This window comes from Yersinia sp. KBS0713 (genome assembly GCF_005937895.2).
GTDB lineage: Bacteria > Pseudomonadota > Gammaproteobacteria > Enterobacterales > Enterobacteriaceae > Yersinia > Yersinia bercovieri.
In genome coordinates this window covers 3,434,759-3,452,288 of the sequence record NZ_CP042173.1, presented here as the reverse complement: position 1 = coordinate 3,452,288, position 17,530 = coordinate 3,434,759, and the positions used below count along the sequence as shown (strand labels likewise).

Below are 17,530 nucleotides of genomic sequence, written 5' to 3'. Positions count from 1 at the left end.
CAGCATGAGCGGATTAACGATTTTCAGTGATCAACAGCCCGACCAGCCACTGTGGCAGAGCCGTGATGCGGATGAAATTCAGCAGCAACTGGCGGCGATTGGTGTGCGCTTTGAGCGCTGGCAGGCGGATCGTGAGCTGGGTGAGAACCCGCAGCCTGAGGCCGTGATCGCGGCTTATCAGCATGAAATTGACCGGCTGGTGGCGGAAAAGGGCTATCAGAGCTGGGATGTGATCAGCATGCGGCCCGACAATGCGCAGCGCCAACTGTTGCGCGAGAAGTTTTTGTCCGAGCATACCCACGGCGAAGATGAAGTGCGTTTCTTCGTTGAGGGCTGCGGGCTATTTTGCTTGCATCTCGATGGCAAAATTTACCAAATTTTATGTGAAAAGAGTGATTTGCTGTCAGTGCCAGCGGATACTCGCCACTGGTTTGATATGGGGTCAGCGCCGAATTTCACCGCGATTCGGCTATTTGATAATCCAGAAGGTTGGGTGGCACATTTTACTGGCGATAAAATAGCCGATGCTTATCCCCATTTAGCATAAAGAGATAAAACCTATTTAATCGCCCCGGATTTTGCCGTTACTCTCTTATCAACCAGAGAGCAGCGGCTAGTTAGCGCTGAGGCTGGAAAAAGCCTGCGGCCACTTGTTCTGGCGTGATAACGCCGCTGTCTAGTACCCAACCACTGATTAATGCCGCCGGAGTGACATCAAATGCGGGGTTGTACACCGGGGCACTCTCTGGAGCCCATTGGCAACTGCCAAAACTCCCCGTAACGCCCATCACCTCACTGGCAGCACGTTGCTCAATGGGGATCGCCGCGCCATTAGGACAGGCGGGATCATGGGTGGTGTGGGGGGCGGCCACATAGAAAGGGATGCGGTGGTAGTGAGCCAATACCGCCAGACTGTAGGTGCCAATTTTATTCGCCACATCACCATTGGCGGCAATGCGATCCGCACCCACCCAAACTGCATCCACTTTGCCCTGAGCCATCAGGCTAGCGGCCATCGAATCACAAATTAATTGATATGGAATGCCCAGCTCACCCAACTCCCAGGCGGTTAAGCGCCCGCCTTGCAATAAAGGCCGGGTTTCATCAACCCATACCTGACGAATATTGCCTTGCTGATGTGCGCGCAGTAATACGCCAATAGCGGTGCCGATGCCCGCAGTTGCTAGCCCGCCAGTGTTACAGTGGGTGAGCAGGTTGCTGCCCGATTTAACCAATGTCGCGCCATTCTGAGCAATGCGCTCACACAATTCGCGGTCTTCATCCACCAGACGCAATGCCTCGTGGGTCATGGCCTCGACCCAATTTGGTTGTAATAGCGCCTGTTGCATCCGCGCCAGATTATTCATCAAATTAACGGCGGTCGGGCGCGACTCCCGCAGTGCAATCAACGCCTGTTCAAGTTGCGCTTGCGATAAGCCGCGCTCTGCCAGCAAGGCTAGCAATAGGCTGGCGGAGAGGCCAATCAGGGGGGCGCCACGGACGCGCAGCGTCTGAATATGCTCAATCAGCAACTCTAGGGTATCGGCTGACAGCCACTCCTGACGTTGGGGCAGTGCTTGCTGGTCAAGTATCCAAAGTTGGTTATCAACAATTCTTAAGCTGGTTGTCTGTAAATCAAGCTTGTTAAGCATCTGCATTATCAGTTAAATCCATGTTGCGTTATTGCATCTGGGTTCTTATTCTGCCAACATGCCATACGGATGTATAGACGTCTATACCCTTCTTTTTTGCAGTTACAGCGTTGTTAGCCGCTCTCACTCATCCGAATCACTGACTCGAGTCAGCTCAGCGGGATTCATTCGTTTGCTGCCTAGCTGTACCACCAATAAATTTGGGTAAATATTGTTACGCCTAACTAAAGAATAATTTCACGGCTCAGCAAATGGTTGGCGGTGAGTGGATCAGAATCAGGATAGAACAAGAGGTTAAAGATGTCGCGCTACTATACCTTTACTGCTGCGAATGCCGTTGAATATGCTCGCCAATTTGGTCAAGTGGCTGATCCACTGACTTTGGTCACAGCAGATGAAATTGGGGATGGTAACCTCAATCTGGTGTTTAAAATCCGTGATGCCGCGGGCGTCAGTCGGGTGATTGTCAAGCAGGCATTGCCCTATGTGCGCTGTGTCGGTGAGTCCTGGCCCCTAACCTTGGATCGCGCCCGCATTGAAGCCGAAACCCTGCTGACACACCGCCAATTTTGCCCACAACACACGGTTAATGTGCTGCATCACGATGCGGAACTGGCGGTCATGGTGCAGGAAGATCTATCCGACCACGAAATCTGGCGTAGTGAACTGATTCAGGGAAAATATTACCCGCAGGCGGCTTCGCAACTGGGCGAGTATCTGGCGCAAACCCTCTTCCATACCTCAGATTTTTATCAGTCGGCGCAAGCCAAAAAGGCGGCAGTGAGCCGCTATACCAACCCTGAGCTATGCCAAATCACCGAAGATCTCTTCTTTACCGATCCCTATATAGACCATGAGCGCAATAATTTCGACCCCGCACTTTTACCTGAGGTGCTGGCGCTGCGGCAGGATAGTGCGCTTAAATTGGCGGTGGCGTCGCTCAAACATCGTTTCCTTAGCAAGGCTGAGGCGTTGCTGCATGGTGATATTCACAGCGGTTCCATTTTCGTTGCTGATGGCCGCCTAAAAACCATTGATGCTGAATTTGGTTTCTATGGCCCTATCGGGTTTGATATCGGCACTGCGCTGGGGAATTTACTGCTCAATTACTGCGGATTACCCGGATTAGCAGGCCCGCGGGATGCGGCGGCGGGGCGTGAGCAGCGCCTGAAGGATATCCATTTGATTTGGCAAACCTTCGCTCACCGTTTTGTGGCGTTAAGTGAGGAGAAAACCCAGGACTCAGCACTGGCGATACAAGGGTATGCACAGCAGTTTCTACAGCAGGTATGGCAAGATGCGGTGGGGTATTGCGGCAGTGAATTAATCAGGCGCACCATCGGTTTGGCCCATGTGGCAGATCTGGATAGCATTGCTGATGATGAGATGCGCAGAGCATGCCAACGCCATGCGCTGAGTCTGGGATCTACCTTGATATTGGCTGCACCACACATTGGTAGCATTGATGATTTTATTGCTCGCATTAGGCAGAATGGATAATTAAAATATTTTCCTGAGTAATATTTCAGCATCTTCATTATAATATAAATACCCTGCATAATAATGCGGGGTTTTATATTGCGACTGCTTAAATTAAAGCTAATATAGCCTCCTCCTTATTTATAAAAACAATAATTTTGTTTTTTAATATTATTTCCCCCTATTTATTTTTTTTAATAACTTATTTGCATATCAAGTTCACTAGGCAAATTATAGACATGGCCTAACATCTATTTTATATCTTAGTTTTTTCAATGTGTTATATGATTAATCAGTTAATAATATATAAAAATATTTTTCATTTTTCATTTAAAATTAGAACTTATTATTTTTCCATATTAATAGTTGTATATTTAACTCAAATAAATATTTGTGATAAATAAGCCTAGCCAATTAGTCTTAAGTAGCAAGGTAAAAGTCATGTTTTTGTAATAATTCATCATGATTAAATTGACTTTATTTCTATGGCTTAAATATGTTGCTTAATGTGTTTGCTAATTAAAAAATAATTAATACTTTGGGCCAGTGCTAAATAATTGTGAGTAGTATTATTTTATCTGGTGCTATTCTTATTTTAAATGGGCTTATTTTATGCGATATTTTCACTTTACAGAGAGATCATTAAGTCAGGTAAAGCTCAACCTCAATACTATTTTGTTTATTGTTGTTTTTTTTTGCTTCTCAATTTTTATTATCTCACCACTAGTTGCCGCACCTAAAATAATCAACGTACCGAATTCGGGGGCAATCGGAAATGAAATTAGACAAACGACAGTCGAACCGCAAGTTGCACCACATGAAGCGGAAATACAGTTACCGCCATTAACGCCACCCCTTCCATTAGATAGCCCTATTGCGTCAGGTCAGTTCATGCTGCGCGAGATTAGGTTTGAGGGCGAAATACGGTTAATGAACTCTAGCCTTAAGGATCTACAGGCTATCGTCAGCCCCTGGTTAGGCCGACTATTAAGTTTTTCTGATTTGCAGAATATGACATTGGCAATAACGCGTTTTTATCGCCAAAAAGGGTGGGTAGCGGCCCAGGCAATATTGCCGCCACAAACTGTTCGTGATGGAACCATTTTAGTCCGCATTATTTCAGGCAGATTAGATAACCCAGAGGTAAATAATCAGAGTCGATTGAATACGCAATTTGCAACAGCTGTGATTAAAAGTAATAGTTGTAGTCAAGAGATGGGACTCTTCGGTGAAAAAGATTGTGCTGCATCTCCGGCAGAATTATCCCGCCTGGAGCGTACCGCGCTTATTTTAAATGAGATACCTGGGGTTGATGCTTCTCTCTCATTAAAACCAGGAACTCAGTCGGGAACCACACGAATTTATGCCGATATTATGCCAGGCCAATTAGCAAATGGATATTTTGGTATTGATAATCAGGGCAATGATTATTCTGGTCACAATCGGTTATTAGCGGGAGGTGCACTCAATAATCTGATTGGCTGGGGTGACCAACTACGGACTGACTTGATTTTATCCAGCTCCGCTGATGTTTTTAATGGTTTGTTGGATTATAACTTTCCTATTAATACTTATGGAACCCGTGCAGCACTAAATTATAGCTATCTGGATTATACGTTGAAGGGGCCTTTTGAGATATTGGATGCCCGTGGACACTCTAATACCTGGGGTATTAACTTGCTCCATCCGTGGATACGAACATCTGCTGCCCGTATTAATGCGAATGCCGGTTATTATCAGGCCAGAATGCGTGATTCACTTATTCTTATTCCGGAGCAAAAACGTAATATTAATGCAAGTGCGTTTGATATTAATGGCTCATTTAGCGCGTTACCCCAGGGAGTGAGTGATTTCTATTTACTCGGCACGGCAGGGCATCTCTCGCTGGATGATGAATTTAGCCAAAGTATAAATTCTCTTACCGGAATTAGCGGTACTTTTGCCCGCTTTAATTATCGTGTTGGTCATGATCAAGGTTTTGGCGCTTATTTTTCATTCTTCAACCAATTTACCGGACAAATGGCCAGTAAGAATCTTGATAGTTCCCAAAAGCTATTACTGGGAGGGCCACTGGCTGTTCGTGCCTATGGTATTGGTGAGGGGGCCGTGGATAAAGGGACGCTTTTTACGACTGAATTACGCGTGCGCTGGCAGCCCCCGCTTCCTTTATGGGCAGGGACCGATAATCAAGTCACATTTGCGGCATTTTTTGATCAAGGGTGGGGCTCTTATTATCGCCAGCCTATCGAGGGTATTCCTAAAAATAACATCAATCTATCTGGTTTTGGTTCCTATATTACTCTTGCCCGCCCGGCAGATTACTCCTTAAACCTAACCTGGGCACAGCGAACGGGTCAGGCTGCAACGAGTCCTCCGGATAATCACCAATTCTGGCTTAGCGCTTACAAGATGTTTTAGCGCTTATCGGCATTTTTGTCAGATTTAATGGACGTGAATAATGAACAGTAAATTATACAAACTTGTTTTTTGTCATCGGTTGGGATGTCTGGTTGCTGTCGGGGAATTTAGCCGCGCCTATGGCAAATCATTTTCGTCTACAGGCGGGCGATCAATTAAAAATATGGGTGCCAGATCCGGAATATTAAGTTGCCTGCCGATCATGACTGGATTAGCACTCGGGACATTGCCTTTATGGGTGCTAGCTCATCCCTCATTACCGGTTAACGGACAAATTGTTCTCGGTCAGGGTGGAATAGAGGTGAATAACGCCACTCTTACCGTAGTCCAGCAAAGCGATAAATTGGCGATCAACTGGGGCAGTTTTGATATTGCAGCAGGGAGTAGTGTTATTTATAACCAGCCGGGACAGCAGAGCATTGCACTAAATCGAGTGCTAGGGCGTGATGCATCACAAATATATGGCAACTTAAAAGCAAATGGTCAGGTCTTTTTACTTAATCCAAATGGCATTCTATTTGGTAAAGGTGCACAAGTTGATGTTGGTGGGTTAGTCGCCAGTACTAAATCGATGTCTAATCAAGATTTTATTAATGGATGTTATACGCTGACCAGCCGAAGAGATGAAGGTCAGGTGATTAATCAGGCCAATTTACACACTACCGAGGGAGGCTATATCGCACTGGTGGGACAGCGCGTTGATAATCACTCTTCAGCTGTTATTAATACCCCGCAGGGGAGAGTGGTATTAGCCAGTGGCAGTCGCGTTACGCTTAATCTGGATCGCGGGAACTTGCTTGGTGTGCAAATTCAGGGTGAGCAGGTTAGCACTTTGCTACGCAACGGCGGGCTGATTCAAGCTGATGGTGGGGTTATTCAACTGACCGCCCGTGGCAGAGAGATGGTAATGGATAACGTAATTGACCATACCGGTATTCTACAGGCTCGCGGCTTGTCTGAAAAAAATGGCACCATTTATCTTGATGGTGGCAGTGAGGGGGTGGTGAAGCAGCAGGGGCTGATGGATGTCAGTAGCTCGCAGGGTCGTGGCGGGAGTGTTATTTTGCAAGGTGAAAACATTCACCTGGTTGCCGGTAGCAAGATTGCTGCCCATGGCACTGAGGGGGGTGGGAAAGTGTTGGTTGGCGGGGATTGGCAGGGAAAAAATGATCGGATAAAAAAGGCCCGTTCAGTCGTCATGGATAAAGGTGCGAGCATAGATGTTGCTGCCACCATTAAGGGGCCTGGCGGCACTACCGTGTTATGGTCAGAATATTACAGCGGTTTTTATGGCGATATTAATGCTCGCGGTGGGTCACAATCAGGTGATGGTGGTCGGGTCGAAACCTCCAGCCGACGTAATTTACAAGCCTTTGGTCAGGTTGACGCCAGCGCTATTAATGGCAGTCGGGGCAGTTGGTTACTCGATCCGGCGGAGGTGACCATTGTCGGCAATGGCACTGAAAGTGGTTCATCAATGCAGGTGGGGGATATTCCTGCCGGATATGTCACTAATACACAGATTTTCGTCCCGACCACTAATGTTGCCCAGATATTAAATACCAGTATCAATTCTCAGCTTAATACTGGCACCAATGTAACTATTACTACCAGTAATAGCAGTTTACTGAGTTGTCGCTGGTGCAATATTACGTTAAGTGCTGATATTAATAAAACCGCTGGTACCGATAGCACATTGACACTGTATGCTGATGGTAATATTGAAGTTGATAATAATATCACTTCAAATATGGGGAGGTTAAATCTCAACTTATTGTCAGGTAATTCAACAGTAGACTCGATTATCACCTTAAATAATAGCCATGTCTTATTGAATGGCGGAGACTTGTTGGCAAAACATGCTGATAAAAATCACATGGCGCGTATCTCTATTTTGGGGGGGCGATATGAGGTCGGTAACCTAACCCTTGAGGGGAATACTGGGGTGGCATCTCAGGTTGGTGTCAATATCAGTAATGGTGCTACTATTTTTGCAGCAGGGAAAATAGATGTTACCGGTGAAAGTAGTAATGCTAATGGCCAAGGGTGGCGGGGCATTGATATCTCTGGCGGTTCAACCCTGACGGCCGCCGATAATATGGAGTTTGATTTTAAGTCTAATTCTAAAACTTCGTGGATGGGAACACTCTCTAATGCAACTATTACTAGTGATAAAGATATTATATTCCAAGTGAATGGTCGTGCAATAGGTGGTGTGGATATCATTACTTCAAATATTTCCTCCAAGTCTGGCACTATTTTATTTGATATAACGGGTGATATTATTACTACTGGCTTGGATGGACTTAGGCTCGATGGTTCACAAGTTAGTGGGAAAGGCATTAAATTTGAAGCCAATATCACAGGCGCTGATGGGTTTTTACTCAAAAATAGCAATATCACTGCAACCTCCGGTGATATCAGTGCGAATGTTACCACTAACAATAAAGGGGTCTTTATATTAGGCGACAGTAATATCAATGCCAGTGGCAATATCAATCTGACAGCAAAAACCAGTAATTCTATGTTTACGGGGGCAGATGCAATAAAAATAAGGGGTAACTCCAGTAGTGAGTATGTCAATATTACTGCCGGTGGTCATATATCAATGGTGGCGGTTAATACAGGAAAAGAGATCGGCAATACAATTGCTGCAGATTATGCCAATATCCAGGCTCAGGGAGGAGACTTTAATTTAAGCATCAGTGGTGTAAAAGGCAGTCCTATCACTAATGTCAGTATCAGTGCCAACAATATTTCACTTAGCGGCAACATCAGTGATAATAATGCGCTAGTGATGACCAATACATTTCTTACTGCTAAAGGTGATATTAAGAGTGATTTGAGCGCTCCTGCCAATAAAGCATTGTATTTTAAAGGTAATGGCGGAATTGAGGCTGGTCAGAATATATTATTAGTAGCCAAAAGCGCTAAAGCCTCTGTGGAGGCAATAACAATCAATGGAACGCCATCTAATCGAATGAATATCACTGCTGGAAAAGATATATCAATAATCGCCAGTGATTATGGAAACTCGTCAGGGGGCGGGATTGGTATTGCGTATGTTAATGTTGAAACGAAAGGTGGAAACTTTACCGCCGAGAATAGTGGGTCAAAAAGTATAGGGTTAGCCAACACAAATATTACTGCAGATGCAGTTGGCTTCACCTCTGCCACTAACGGCAATGACGGGCTTTTAATTCGCGATGCTAATATTACTGCGGCAGTAGGTGATGTTAATATTAATGCGACCTCAAGTCATCAAGGGATCGTTATTAATCCGAACTCAACGTTAAATGCCAAAAAAGATATTGTATTGAATGGGACATCAGTTAGCTCAAGTGATGGGGTTATTATCGAGGGGGCCTCTGATGTTTCGCGTAATAACCTTATTGCACAGGGGAATGTTACTGTTATAGGACGGAATAGTAACACAGGAAGTACTCAAGGAACGGCGGTGTATTTAGAAAATATCAGTCTGACATCAATAGATAATAATATTAATATTAATGGTGCCTCTTCGGGGGGCGGGCATACCTATTTGTCTAACTTTTATTTAAATGCTGCGAAGGGTAATGCCAGCGTTTATGCAAAAACAGAGTCCGCTTTATTATCTTCAACAGGTTCAGCATTAAGTATTGGTGGTAATAGCCACATAATTGCCAGCAATGGCTCATTGACCGGCAAAGCACTTAATACCACCCAGGGTGCAGGTGTTATGTTTAGAGCAAATAGCAGCTTGTCTATTGGAGGGAATGTTGCTTTTAAAGGTGAGACTGATGGTACTGGATCAACGCGCAATGGCATTGCTTTTCATGGTACCAATACCCTTAATATTGCTAAAAGCAGTCAGTTATCATTAGTCGGTGAAAATAAAGGTGCACAAAGTACCGCAGGCGGAAATGGTATATCCTATTCAACCCCCAATGGATTAACTATTAATAATAATGGTTCTTTAATAATGGAGGGGCGCTCAACCAGTGGCACGGGCGTTAGCTTCCCAACCAGTAATAATACACTGATATTAAATGGTGATGGTGATACGTTAATTCAAGGCCGCACTACTTTTGGCAGTGGGGTCTCTCTTTCCGGGGTGGTAAATAATAGTACAGGCCCCGTGACTATTGAAGGAACCAGTATCGACGGTACTGGAGTTCACTTTTTTAGCGCAGAACATCAAATTAACCGTATTAATGTGACTGGGAGTTCAACCGAGGCTGTAGGTCTGCACATCAGCGGCAATGCAACAATTATAGATACGGCACTAACAGGAAAGTCAATTAATGGCAGTGGCGTGAAAATTGATTCACTGCCGGGGTCCAGTATTGCCACCAATACTGTCTTGAATAATGCCGCACTCAATGGCAGTAGTACCAACAGTAATGGGGTAGAGATAGCCAGTGATATACATGGTGTAAACCACAGTATAATTAATGGAACTGTTGATGGTTCAGGTTATGGCATTGATATTGCTGAGAATTTAAACGTCACGGGCACCAGTGAGGCAGATTTATTGATGTTGCAAGGCGTGGCGACAACAGGAACCGGCACTGGGATAAAACTTTATGGTAATAATGACTTAAGTAATACCAGCTTAAATGGCTCGGCGGTTGATGGTATCGCCCTGGATATCGTAGGTCCATTTACTCATAGTGGAAGTGCGGAGTTAAAGGGCACGGCTTCCGGGGCTGGTATCGGTGTACTGGTTAATGCTCCACTTAGCGACAGTGTTATTAACGGCACTTCCGCCAGCGGCGTTGGTGTACAACTTAATGGTTCGCTTGACAATAGCCGTATCAATGGTCTCTCAGCCAGTGGGACTGGGGTGAAAATCACTGATAACACTCTACTTAACAACACGGCGCTAATAGGCAATAGCACGGATGGCAAGGGGGTAGAGGTTACTGCCAATTTAACTGGCAGCAATGGCAGCGCGGTGCAGGGGAGTGTGGTCAATGGCACGGGGGTGCACATTGATATTGATGTCACTCTCACCGGTGGCGGGGCGGATGATCTGCTGGCGGTGACCGGCAATGCCACCGGCAGCTATGGCAGTGGGGTGCAGCTGGATGGCAATAACACACTGGATAACACCTCGCTGGCGGGCAGTGCCACCAATGGCATTGGCGTGGATATTGATGGCCCGCTGACCAACCAAGGCAACACCACGGTTGATGGCAACTCTTCCAACGGCGATGGGGTGGAACTGCACGGCGCTCTCACTGGCGGCACGGTCAATGGCACTTCCGACGGTGGCCGTGGCATCAAAATCGATGGCGACACCGCACTGGATAACGCCACCCTCAACGGCAGCAGCGCCGATGGTAGCGGGGTGGCGATTACCGCCAATCTCACCGGTAGCAATGGCAGTGCGGTGCTGGGGGAGACCAGCGACGGAATTGGGGTGTATGTGGCCAGGGATGTGGCAGTCACGGGCGGCGATGAGGATGACCCGCTGGCGGTGATCGGCAATGCCATGGGTAATAACAGCAGTGGGGTGCAGCTGGATGGCAATAACTACCTCGATAACACCTCGCTGGCGGGCAGTGCCACCAATGGCATTGGCGTGGATATTGATGGCCCGCTCACCAACCAAGGCAACACCACGGTTGATGGTAACTCTTCCAACGGCGATGGGGTGGAACTGCACGGCGCTCTCACTGGCGGCACGGTCAACGGCACTTCCGACAGTGGCCGCGGCATCAAAATAGATGGCGACACCGCACTGGATAACGCCACCCTCAGCGGTAGCAGCACCAGTGGCAGCGGGGTGGCGATTACCGCCAATCTCACCGGTAGCAATGGTAGTGCGGTGCAGGGGGAGACCACTGACGGCACGGGGGTGGATATTGGTAATAATGCGGTTCTCACCGGTGGCGGGGCGGATGACTTGCTGGCAATTAGCGGCAACGCCACCGGCAGCAACGGCAGCGGGGTGAAGTTGGATGGCAATAACACGCTGGATAACACCTCGCTGGCGGGCAGTGCCATTGATGGGCATGGTGTAGAAATCACTAACCCATTAGTGAATAAAGGTAATACGACCATTGAGGGGTATGCGTCTAATAATGGTCATGGGGTACATATTAATGGCCCGATCAGTGGTGGCGTGATCAATGGCACCTCAGGGAGTAATCACGGTATTTTCCTCAATGAGTTTGCGCTGATAGATGACATTGCTCTTGGTGGGAACACCAACTCAGACAAATCATCGGTACAGATTACGTCACCGGAGCTTATCGGAGAGAATGTGACAATTAATGGTAAAGCGGTCGATAAAAACAGTATTGGCAGCAGAGCCTTATCTGCGCCTATCACTGACGGCGGCAGTGAGAGTAACCGCAGCAGTATCGAGAAAATAGCATCTCAGGACAGTGTGCTATCTGGCCCGCTACTGATTAGGCGGCAACAGATCCTCAGCTCTCTCGAGGAGCAACCACTCCCTCCCCCGGTAGTTACCGAATCTGAACAAAATATTGCCGAAAATATCACTATCGCGGTCTGTATTCCCAGCCATGTTTCTACTGGGCAGCAGCCTTGTGACGAGCATGTATTGGGCCGCAGGAAACCAATCGCCTCAACCAAAGGGCCAAAATAGCAATATGCCATTAAAGCCGATGATTTTGATGGGCCACTCATTAGTTTCATATGGGCGGAAAGATCAAATTGCCAGGGAGAGTTGTCAATGGTGGAGAAAACAGTTGCGGTTGATGAGCCAACGTTATTCTCATTGTCCTATTTTGAGTTTTTAGTTTGTACCCGACGCTATGAAGATGCGGGGCGACGACTGATTCTAATGCTGGAACAATTAGATAGCCACTATGGCCGTTGGGATGTTTTTTCCCTGAATAAACAGTCGTTAGCGCAGCAGGAGCATTATTGTAGTCGTTTGGCGGCAGCCATTGGAACGCTATTTTCTGATCCCGGATTTGTGCTATCAGAAAAGGGCTTCTTGCAGCTCATTAATTTTCACCGCTGGATTGCATTGATTTTTGCTGCCTCGCCGTTTGGTCACGCGGATCATGTCATTACCAATCTTAATCAGGCGGGGGAGGGGTGTGCGCATCCTCTGCGGTTCGAGCAGAATAATTTTCTGAAATTTTGTCTGATGTATCTGCCTGAGTCGGGTGTGCCTCTTCAGCCGGATATATTGTGGCAATTCAATCCGCAGGCTGCGGCGGCGTTGTTTCTGGCGCTATTATCCCCCCGGATTTTACCCAGTGCGCAAGGGCACGCAAAACGTGAGTTTTTACTGGGTTGGTTACCTGAAAAACTCTTAACGCTGGAGAGTCTTGAACACTTACCTGAACGTATTCTGCACGATGTTTATATGCATTGCAGCTATGCGGATAGGGCAGAAAAACACCGCATAAAACGCAGCATCAATTTTCATTTACGTCACGCGCTGCTTCACCATGGTCTATCGGATAGTGATTTAACGCCACCCTCACGGGACAAACCATTGATGCTGGTTATTTTAGAATGGTTTAACAGTGGTCATTCTATCTATCGTACCCACTCCAGCACCTTACGTGCTGCCCGCACGCAGTTCTCTACCCATGGTGTCACCATCGTTGAGGCCACGGATGCTATCACCCAGCAGGTTTTTGATGATTTCACCGAGGTTAGCCGGGTAGGGGCAGTGGAGGCGATTGCTGCATTAGCAAAACAGTTGCAGCCGGATGTTATCTACTTCCCCAGTGTCGGGATGTTCCCGCTCACTGTCGCGTTGACCAATTTACGGCTAGCCCCCTTACAGGTGATGGCGTTGGGCCACCCTGCGACGACCCATTCTGACTATATTGATGCGGTCCTAGTGGAGGAGGATTATTTGGGTGATGTGGCCTGTTTCTCCGAAAAAGTGGTCCCGCTGCCCAAAGATTGTCTGCCCTATGTGCCGCCGGCCAATATCAGTCAACCTGAACCTATTCAGCATTTCACAGAGCGTCCAGCGGTACATATTGCTGTTTGTGCCTCCGCTATGAAAATTAACCCTCGCTTTTTAGCCACTTGTGCAGAGATAGCCCAGCGAGCCTCAATACCGGTGGTGTTTCATTTTCTGGTGGGTTTCTGTTGGGGTATCAGCCATCGCGTGATGGAGCAGGCCGTTAATCACATCCTCCCGCAAGCCAGAGTTTATGAGCATTTGGCGTATCTGGACTATTTGCAGGTGATTAATCAGTGCGACCTATTTATCAACCCATTCCCCTTCGGCAATACCAATGGCATCGTCGATACTGTGCGGCAGGGGCTACCGGGCGTTTGTTTAAGTGGGGCTGAAGTTCATGAGCATATAGATGAGGGGCTATTCCGCCGTTTGGGATTGGCTGAAGCACTGATCACTCATCATGTGGCCGACTATATCGCGGTTGCCGTGCGGCTGATTACTGATAGCCAGTGGCGTCATAGCTTGCGCCGCCAACTGTTACAGATTCAGCCCGATAATGTGCTGTTTACCGGTAAACCTGAGCAGTTTGGGTTGATCGTCCGTGGTTTACTTGATGAGCGCCGTAGCAAGGAGAGGGCGATCAAAAAAGCCCCCAGTGATAAGTTGGGGGCTTGAGTAGACACAGAGATCAATTAAGGTAAATCTATTACGCCGCTTCAGTGTGCCGTGGTTTCGCTAGCTGCTTTACCGCGGGTTTGGCCGCCAACTCATCGGCTTCAAATTCGTCGACATTAATTGAGCGCAGACGGCTATCTTCCGCCTTGGTCAGAATAGCCGCCTCCTCAGCACTGATTTTCCCTTCCGCCAGTGCCTGTTTCGCCAGCACATCCAGGCGAGTAAATGGCAGGCTCCTGCCCGCATCTTTACTCAGGCGCTTATGAATAGGCTCTGCGGCAATCACATCCTGCAATGCGGCTTCCAGCAGACCGACCGGATTAAACTCGCTCGGCGTCAGGTATTGACCACGACCAATACGGCTACGGGTGGCTGATGGCACTTGCAGCAATTGCGCAATCTGGTGATCCAGTTTGTCGGATGGCGCCTGATGCACGCGGCCCAATGGGAAGACCACCAACCGCATTAACCCAGCAATCACCCCATTTGGGAAGTTGCGCAGCAAATCGTCCAGCGCTTGCTCCGCTTGATTCAGCGCATCCTGAACCCCCCAATGCACCAGCGGCAAATCCTCTTTCTGGCGGCCTTCATCTTCATAGCGTTTCAGTGTGGCCGATGCCAGATAGAGTTGGCTGAGAATATCCCCCAAACGGGCAGAAATACGCTCGCGACGTTTCAGGCTGCCACCCAACACGCCCATCGAGACATCAGACAGCAGTGCCAGGTTGGCGCTCAGGCGGTTCATTTGTTGGTAATAGCGACGAGTGCTGTCTTTCACCGGGGCGGCGCTGGTACGGCCATTGGTCAGGCCGAGCCAGAAACTGCGCACCTTAGCACTGCCGACATGACCCAAATGGCCAAACAGAGCTTTATCGAAAGCGGCGACATCGTTGGATTGCGCCGCCGCCATCTCATCAAGCACAAATGGATGGCAACGAATCGCCCCCTGACCGAAGATAATCATGCTGCGAGTCAGGATATTCGCCCCCTCAACGGTGATACCGATAGGGGCACCCTGATAACTGCGCGCGATAAAGTTGGTCGGCCCCAGACAGATGCCTTTACCGCCGGCGATATCCATCGCATCCATCACGGCGCGTTGACCACGGTGGGTACAGTGATACTTAACAATGGCTGATAACACCGCCGGTTTCTCACCCAGCATGATGCCGCTGGTGACCAGTGTCGCTGCGGCGTCCATCACATAGGCGTTACCCGCAATACGCGCCAATGGCTCTTCAATTCCCTCCATTTTACCGATGGAAATTTTGAACTGGCGGCGAATATAGGCGTAAGCACCAATGCCCATGGCCACACTTTTCAAGCTGCCGGTGGCGTTGGACGGTAGAGTAATGCCGCGCCCGACCGACAGACACTCCACCAGCATCCGCCAGCCTTGCCCGGCCATTTTTGGCCCGCCGATAATGTAATCAATCGGCACAAAGATATCGTTACCGCGCGTCGGGCCATTTTGGAACGGCACGTTCAGCGGGAAGTGACGGTGACCAATCTCTACCCCGGGGGTATTGGTTGGGATCAGAGCACAGGTAATCCCCAAATCAACGGTTTCGCCCAACAGATGTTCCGGGTCAGATAATTTAAATGCCAAACCGAGCACCGTGGCGATAGGCGCGAGGGTGATATAGCGTTTGTTCCAGGTCAGGCGCATACCCAGCACCTGTTTACCTTGCCATTCACCCATGCAGACGGTGCCAGTATCAGGGATGGCTCCGGCATCAGAACCGGCTTCCGGACTGGTCAGGGCGAAACAAGGGATCTCGTCGCCTCGGGCCAAACCGGGCAGATAGTGGTTTTTTTGCTCTTCAGTACCATAATGTTGCAGTAATTCTCCGGGGCCGAGAGAGTTAGGCACCCCTACGGTGATAGCCAGGATGCCTGATACGCCAGAGAGCTTTTGCAGCACACGGGCCTGAGCATAGGCTGAGAACTCAAGCCCGCCATACTCTTTCTTAATGATCATCGCAAAGAAGCGATTCTCTTTCAGATAGGCCCACAGTTCTGGCGGCAAGTCAGCCAGTTCATGGGTAATCTGGAAATCGTTCGCCAGACGACAGGCCTCTTCAACTGGCCCATCGATAAAAGCTTGCTCTTCTGCGGTTAACTGCGGTTTTGGGTAGTTATGCAGTTTTTTCCAGTCGGGCTGACCTTGGAACAGATCGCCTTCCCACCAAGTCGTACCGGCATCTATCGCCTCTTTTTCGGTACGTGACATGGCTGGCATGACTTTACGAAACATGCGCAACGCAGGGGCAGAAAACAGCGACTGGCGCAGTGGCGTGAGTAGCAGGGGCAGTAAAACAATCACCAGTGGCAATAATGCCCAGTATGACCATAACTGCGACGCACCCATTGCGGCAGTGTAAACCACCAGAATCAAACTACTGAGATAGAGGTTCACCCGGTGATAGAACAGCACACCAATAAGAACCAGCAAGGCAACAACGCTAAGAACCATCATGATAAAGCTCCTGAGATGTAGGAGGTCTGACCTGTTGAGTGATACATTTGTTTTAGTTCATCTCATTATTTTTATCAATACCATTACATGTTATTTACAACTTACCTCACAAATTGTTCGCAATCCTTGCGAAAACTCTTACGCCTAATTCATTACAGTGCTTCTCGCTGTTTATGCAATCCGGTACACTGATGCAGGAAGATATTGATGCCATAGGACTATAAAGAGGCTCCCATGTACCACGATTTAATCCGCAGTGAATTGAACGAAGCAGCAGATACGCTGGCAAATTTTCTGAAAGATGATGCGAATATTGATGCCATTCAGCGCGCAGCCGTCCTATTGGCTGACTCTTTTAAGGCGGGTGGCAAAGTGTTGTCATGCGGTAATGGTGGCTCCCATTGTGATGCCATGCATTTTGCCGAAGAGTTGACCGGTCGCTATCGCGAAAATCGCCCTGGTTATCCGGCGATTGCAATTTCAGATGTCAGCCATCTCTCTTGCGTCAGCAATGATTTTGGCTATGACTATGTTTTTTCTCGCTATGTTGAAGCCGTAGGCCGCGAAGGGGATGTTTTGCTGGGCATTTCCACGTCAGGTAATTCAGGTAATATCATTAAAGCGATTGAGGCTGCTCGAGCCAAAGGCATGAAGGTCATCACCCTGACAGGCAAAGATGGCGGTAAAATGGCCGGTACTGCGGATATTGAAATTCGTGTTCCCCATTTCGGTTATGCCGATCGTATTCAGGAAATTCATATCAAAGCGATTCATATCTTGATTCAGTTAATTGAAAAAGAGATGGTAACAGCCTGATATGTCGAGGTGATCAACGGCGAGGCTAATGGCATTGTTCACCTCAAATATTTATCAAAGATATCGCGGTTGGGTGAGTCCAAAGCGCAGCTAACACCGCTGCAACACCAAGAATGAAGGGTA

8 protein-coding genes are annotated in these 17,530 nt (G+C 48.1%); 6 read left to right on the top strand and 2 right to left on the bottom strand.

Annotated elements, in window-relative coordinates:
- The first annotated feature begins 4 nt into the window (after positions 1-4).
- Positions 5-547 carry a 1,2-dihydroxy-3-keto-5-methylthiopentene dioxygenase gene (locus FFE93_RS16525; RefSeq protein ID WP_005274985.1) on the top strand — a complete coding sequence of 181 codons (543 nt, stop codon included), beginning with the start codon at positions 5-7 and terminating at the stop codon, positions 545-547.
- Between the two features lie 70 nt (positions 548-617).
- On the opposite strand, the gene mtnA is transcribed toward FFE93_RS16525, so the two are convergent.
- A complete protein-coding gene (gene mtnA / locus FFE93_RS16520) occupies positions 618-1,658 on the bottom strand; it encodes an S-methyl-5-thioribose-1-phosphate isomerase (protein ID WP_138775606.1) in 1,041 nt (346 codons plus the stop codon).
- Positions 1,659-1,952: 294 nt separating this feature from the next.
- Here mtnA and mtnK point away from each other — a divergent pair, with 294 nt between their 5' ends.
- The 4 genes from mtnK to FFE93_RS16500 all read left to right on the top strand — a co-directional run bounded on the left by mtnK (position 1,953) and on the right by FFE93_RS16500 (position 14,112).
- On the top strand, positions 1,953-3,152 hold the full coding sequence (gene mtnK / locus FFE93_RS16515) for an S-methyl-5-thioribose kinase (protein ID WP_049602043.1): 1,200 nt from the start codon (positions 1,953-1,955) through the stop codon (positions 3,150-3,152).
- A gap of 591 nt (positions 3,153-3,743) precedes the next feature.
- Positions 3,744-5,549 carry a ShlB/FhaC/HecB family hemolysin secretion/activation protein gene (locus FFE93_RS16510; RefSeq protein ID WP_049602046.1) on the top strand — a complete coding sequence of 602 codons (1,806 nt, stop codon included), beginning with the start codon at positions 3,744-3,746 and terminating at the stop codon, positions 5,547-5,549.
- 40 nt (positions 5,550-5,589) lie between these two features.
- A complete protein-coding gene (locus tag FFE93_RS16505; RefSeq protein WP_186367666.1) occupies positions 5,590-12,147 on the top strand; it encodes a filamentous hemagglutinin N-terminal domain-containing protein in 6,558 nt (2,185 codons plus the stop codon).
- 87 nt (positions 12,148-12,234) lie between these two features.
- Positions 12,235-14,112: a hypothetical protein gene (locus FFE93_RS16500; RefSeq protein ID WP_057648724.1), complete on the top strand. Its 1,878-nt coding sequence runs from the start codon at positions 12,235-12,237 to the stop codon at positions 14,110-14,112.
- 31 nt (positions 14,113-14,143) lie between these two features.
- Here the strand turns inward: FFE93_RS16500 and fadE are convergent, their stop codons facing one another.
- Positions 14,144-16,591, bottom strand: coding sequence for an acyl-CoA dehydrogenase FadE (gene fadE, locus FFE93_RS16495; protein ID WP_057648722.1), 2,448 nt, complete (start codon positions 16,589-16,591; stop codon positions 14,144-14,146).
- A 234-nt stretch (positions 16,592-16,825) separates the two neighbouring features.
- Here fadE and lpcA point away from each other — a divergent pair, with 234 nt between their 5' ends.
- Complete coding sequence (gene lpcA / locus FFE93_RS16490) at positions 16,826-17,407, top strand: D-sedoheptulose 7-phosphate isomerase (RefSeq protein ID WP_005274963.1); 582 nt, start codon at positions 16,826-16,828, stop codon at positions 17,405-17,407.
- Positions 17,408-17,530 lie beyond the last annotated feature (123 nt).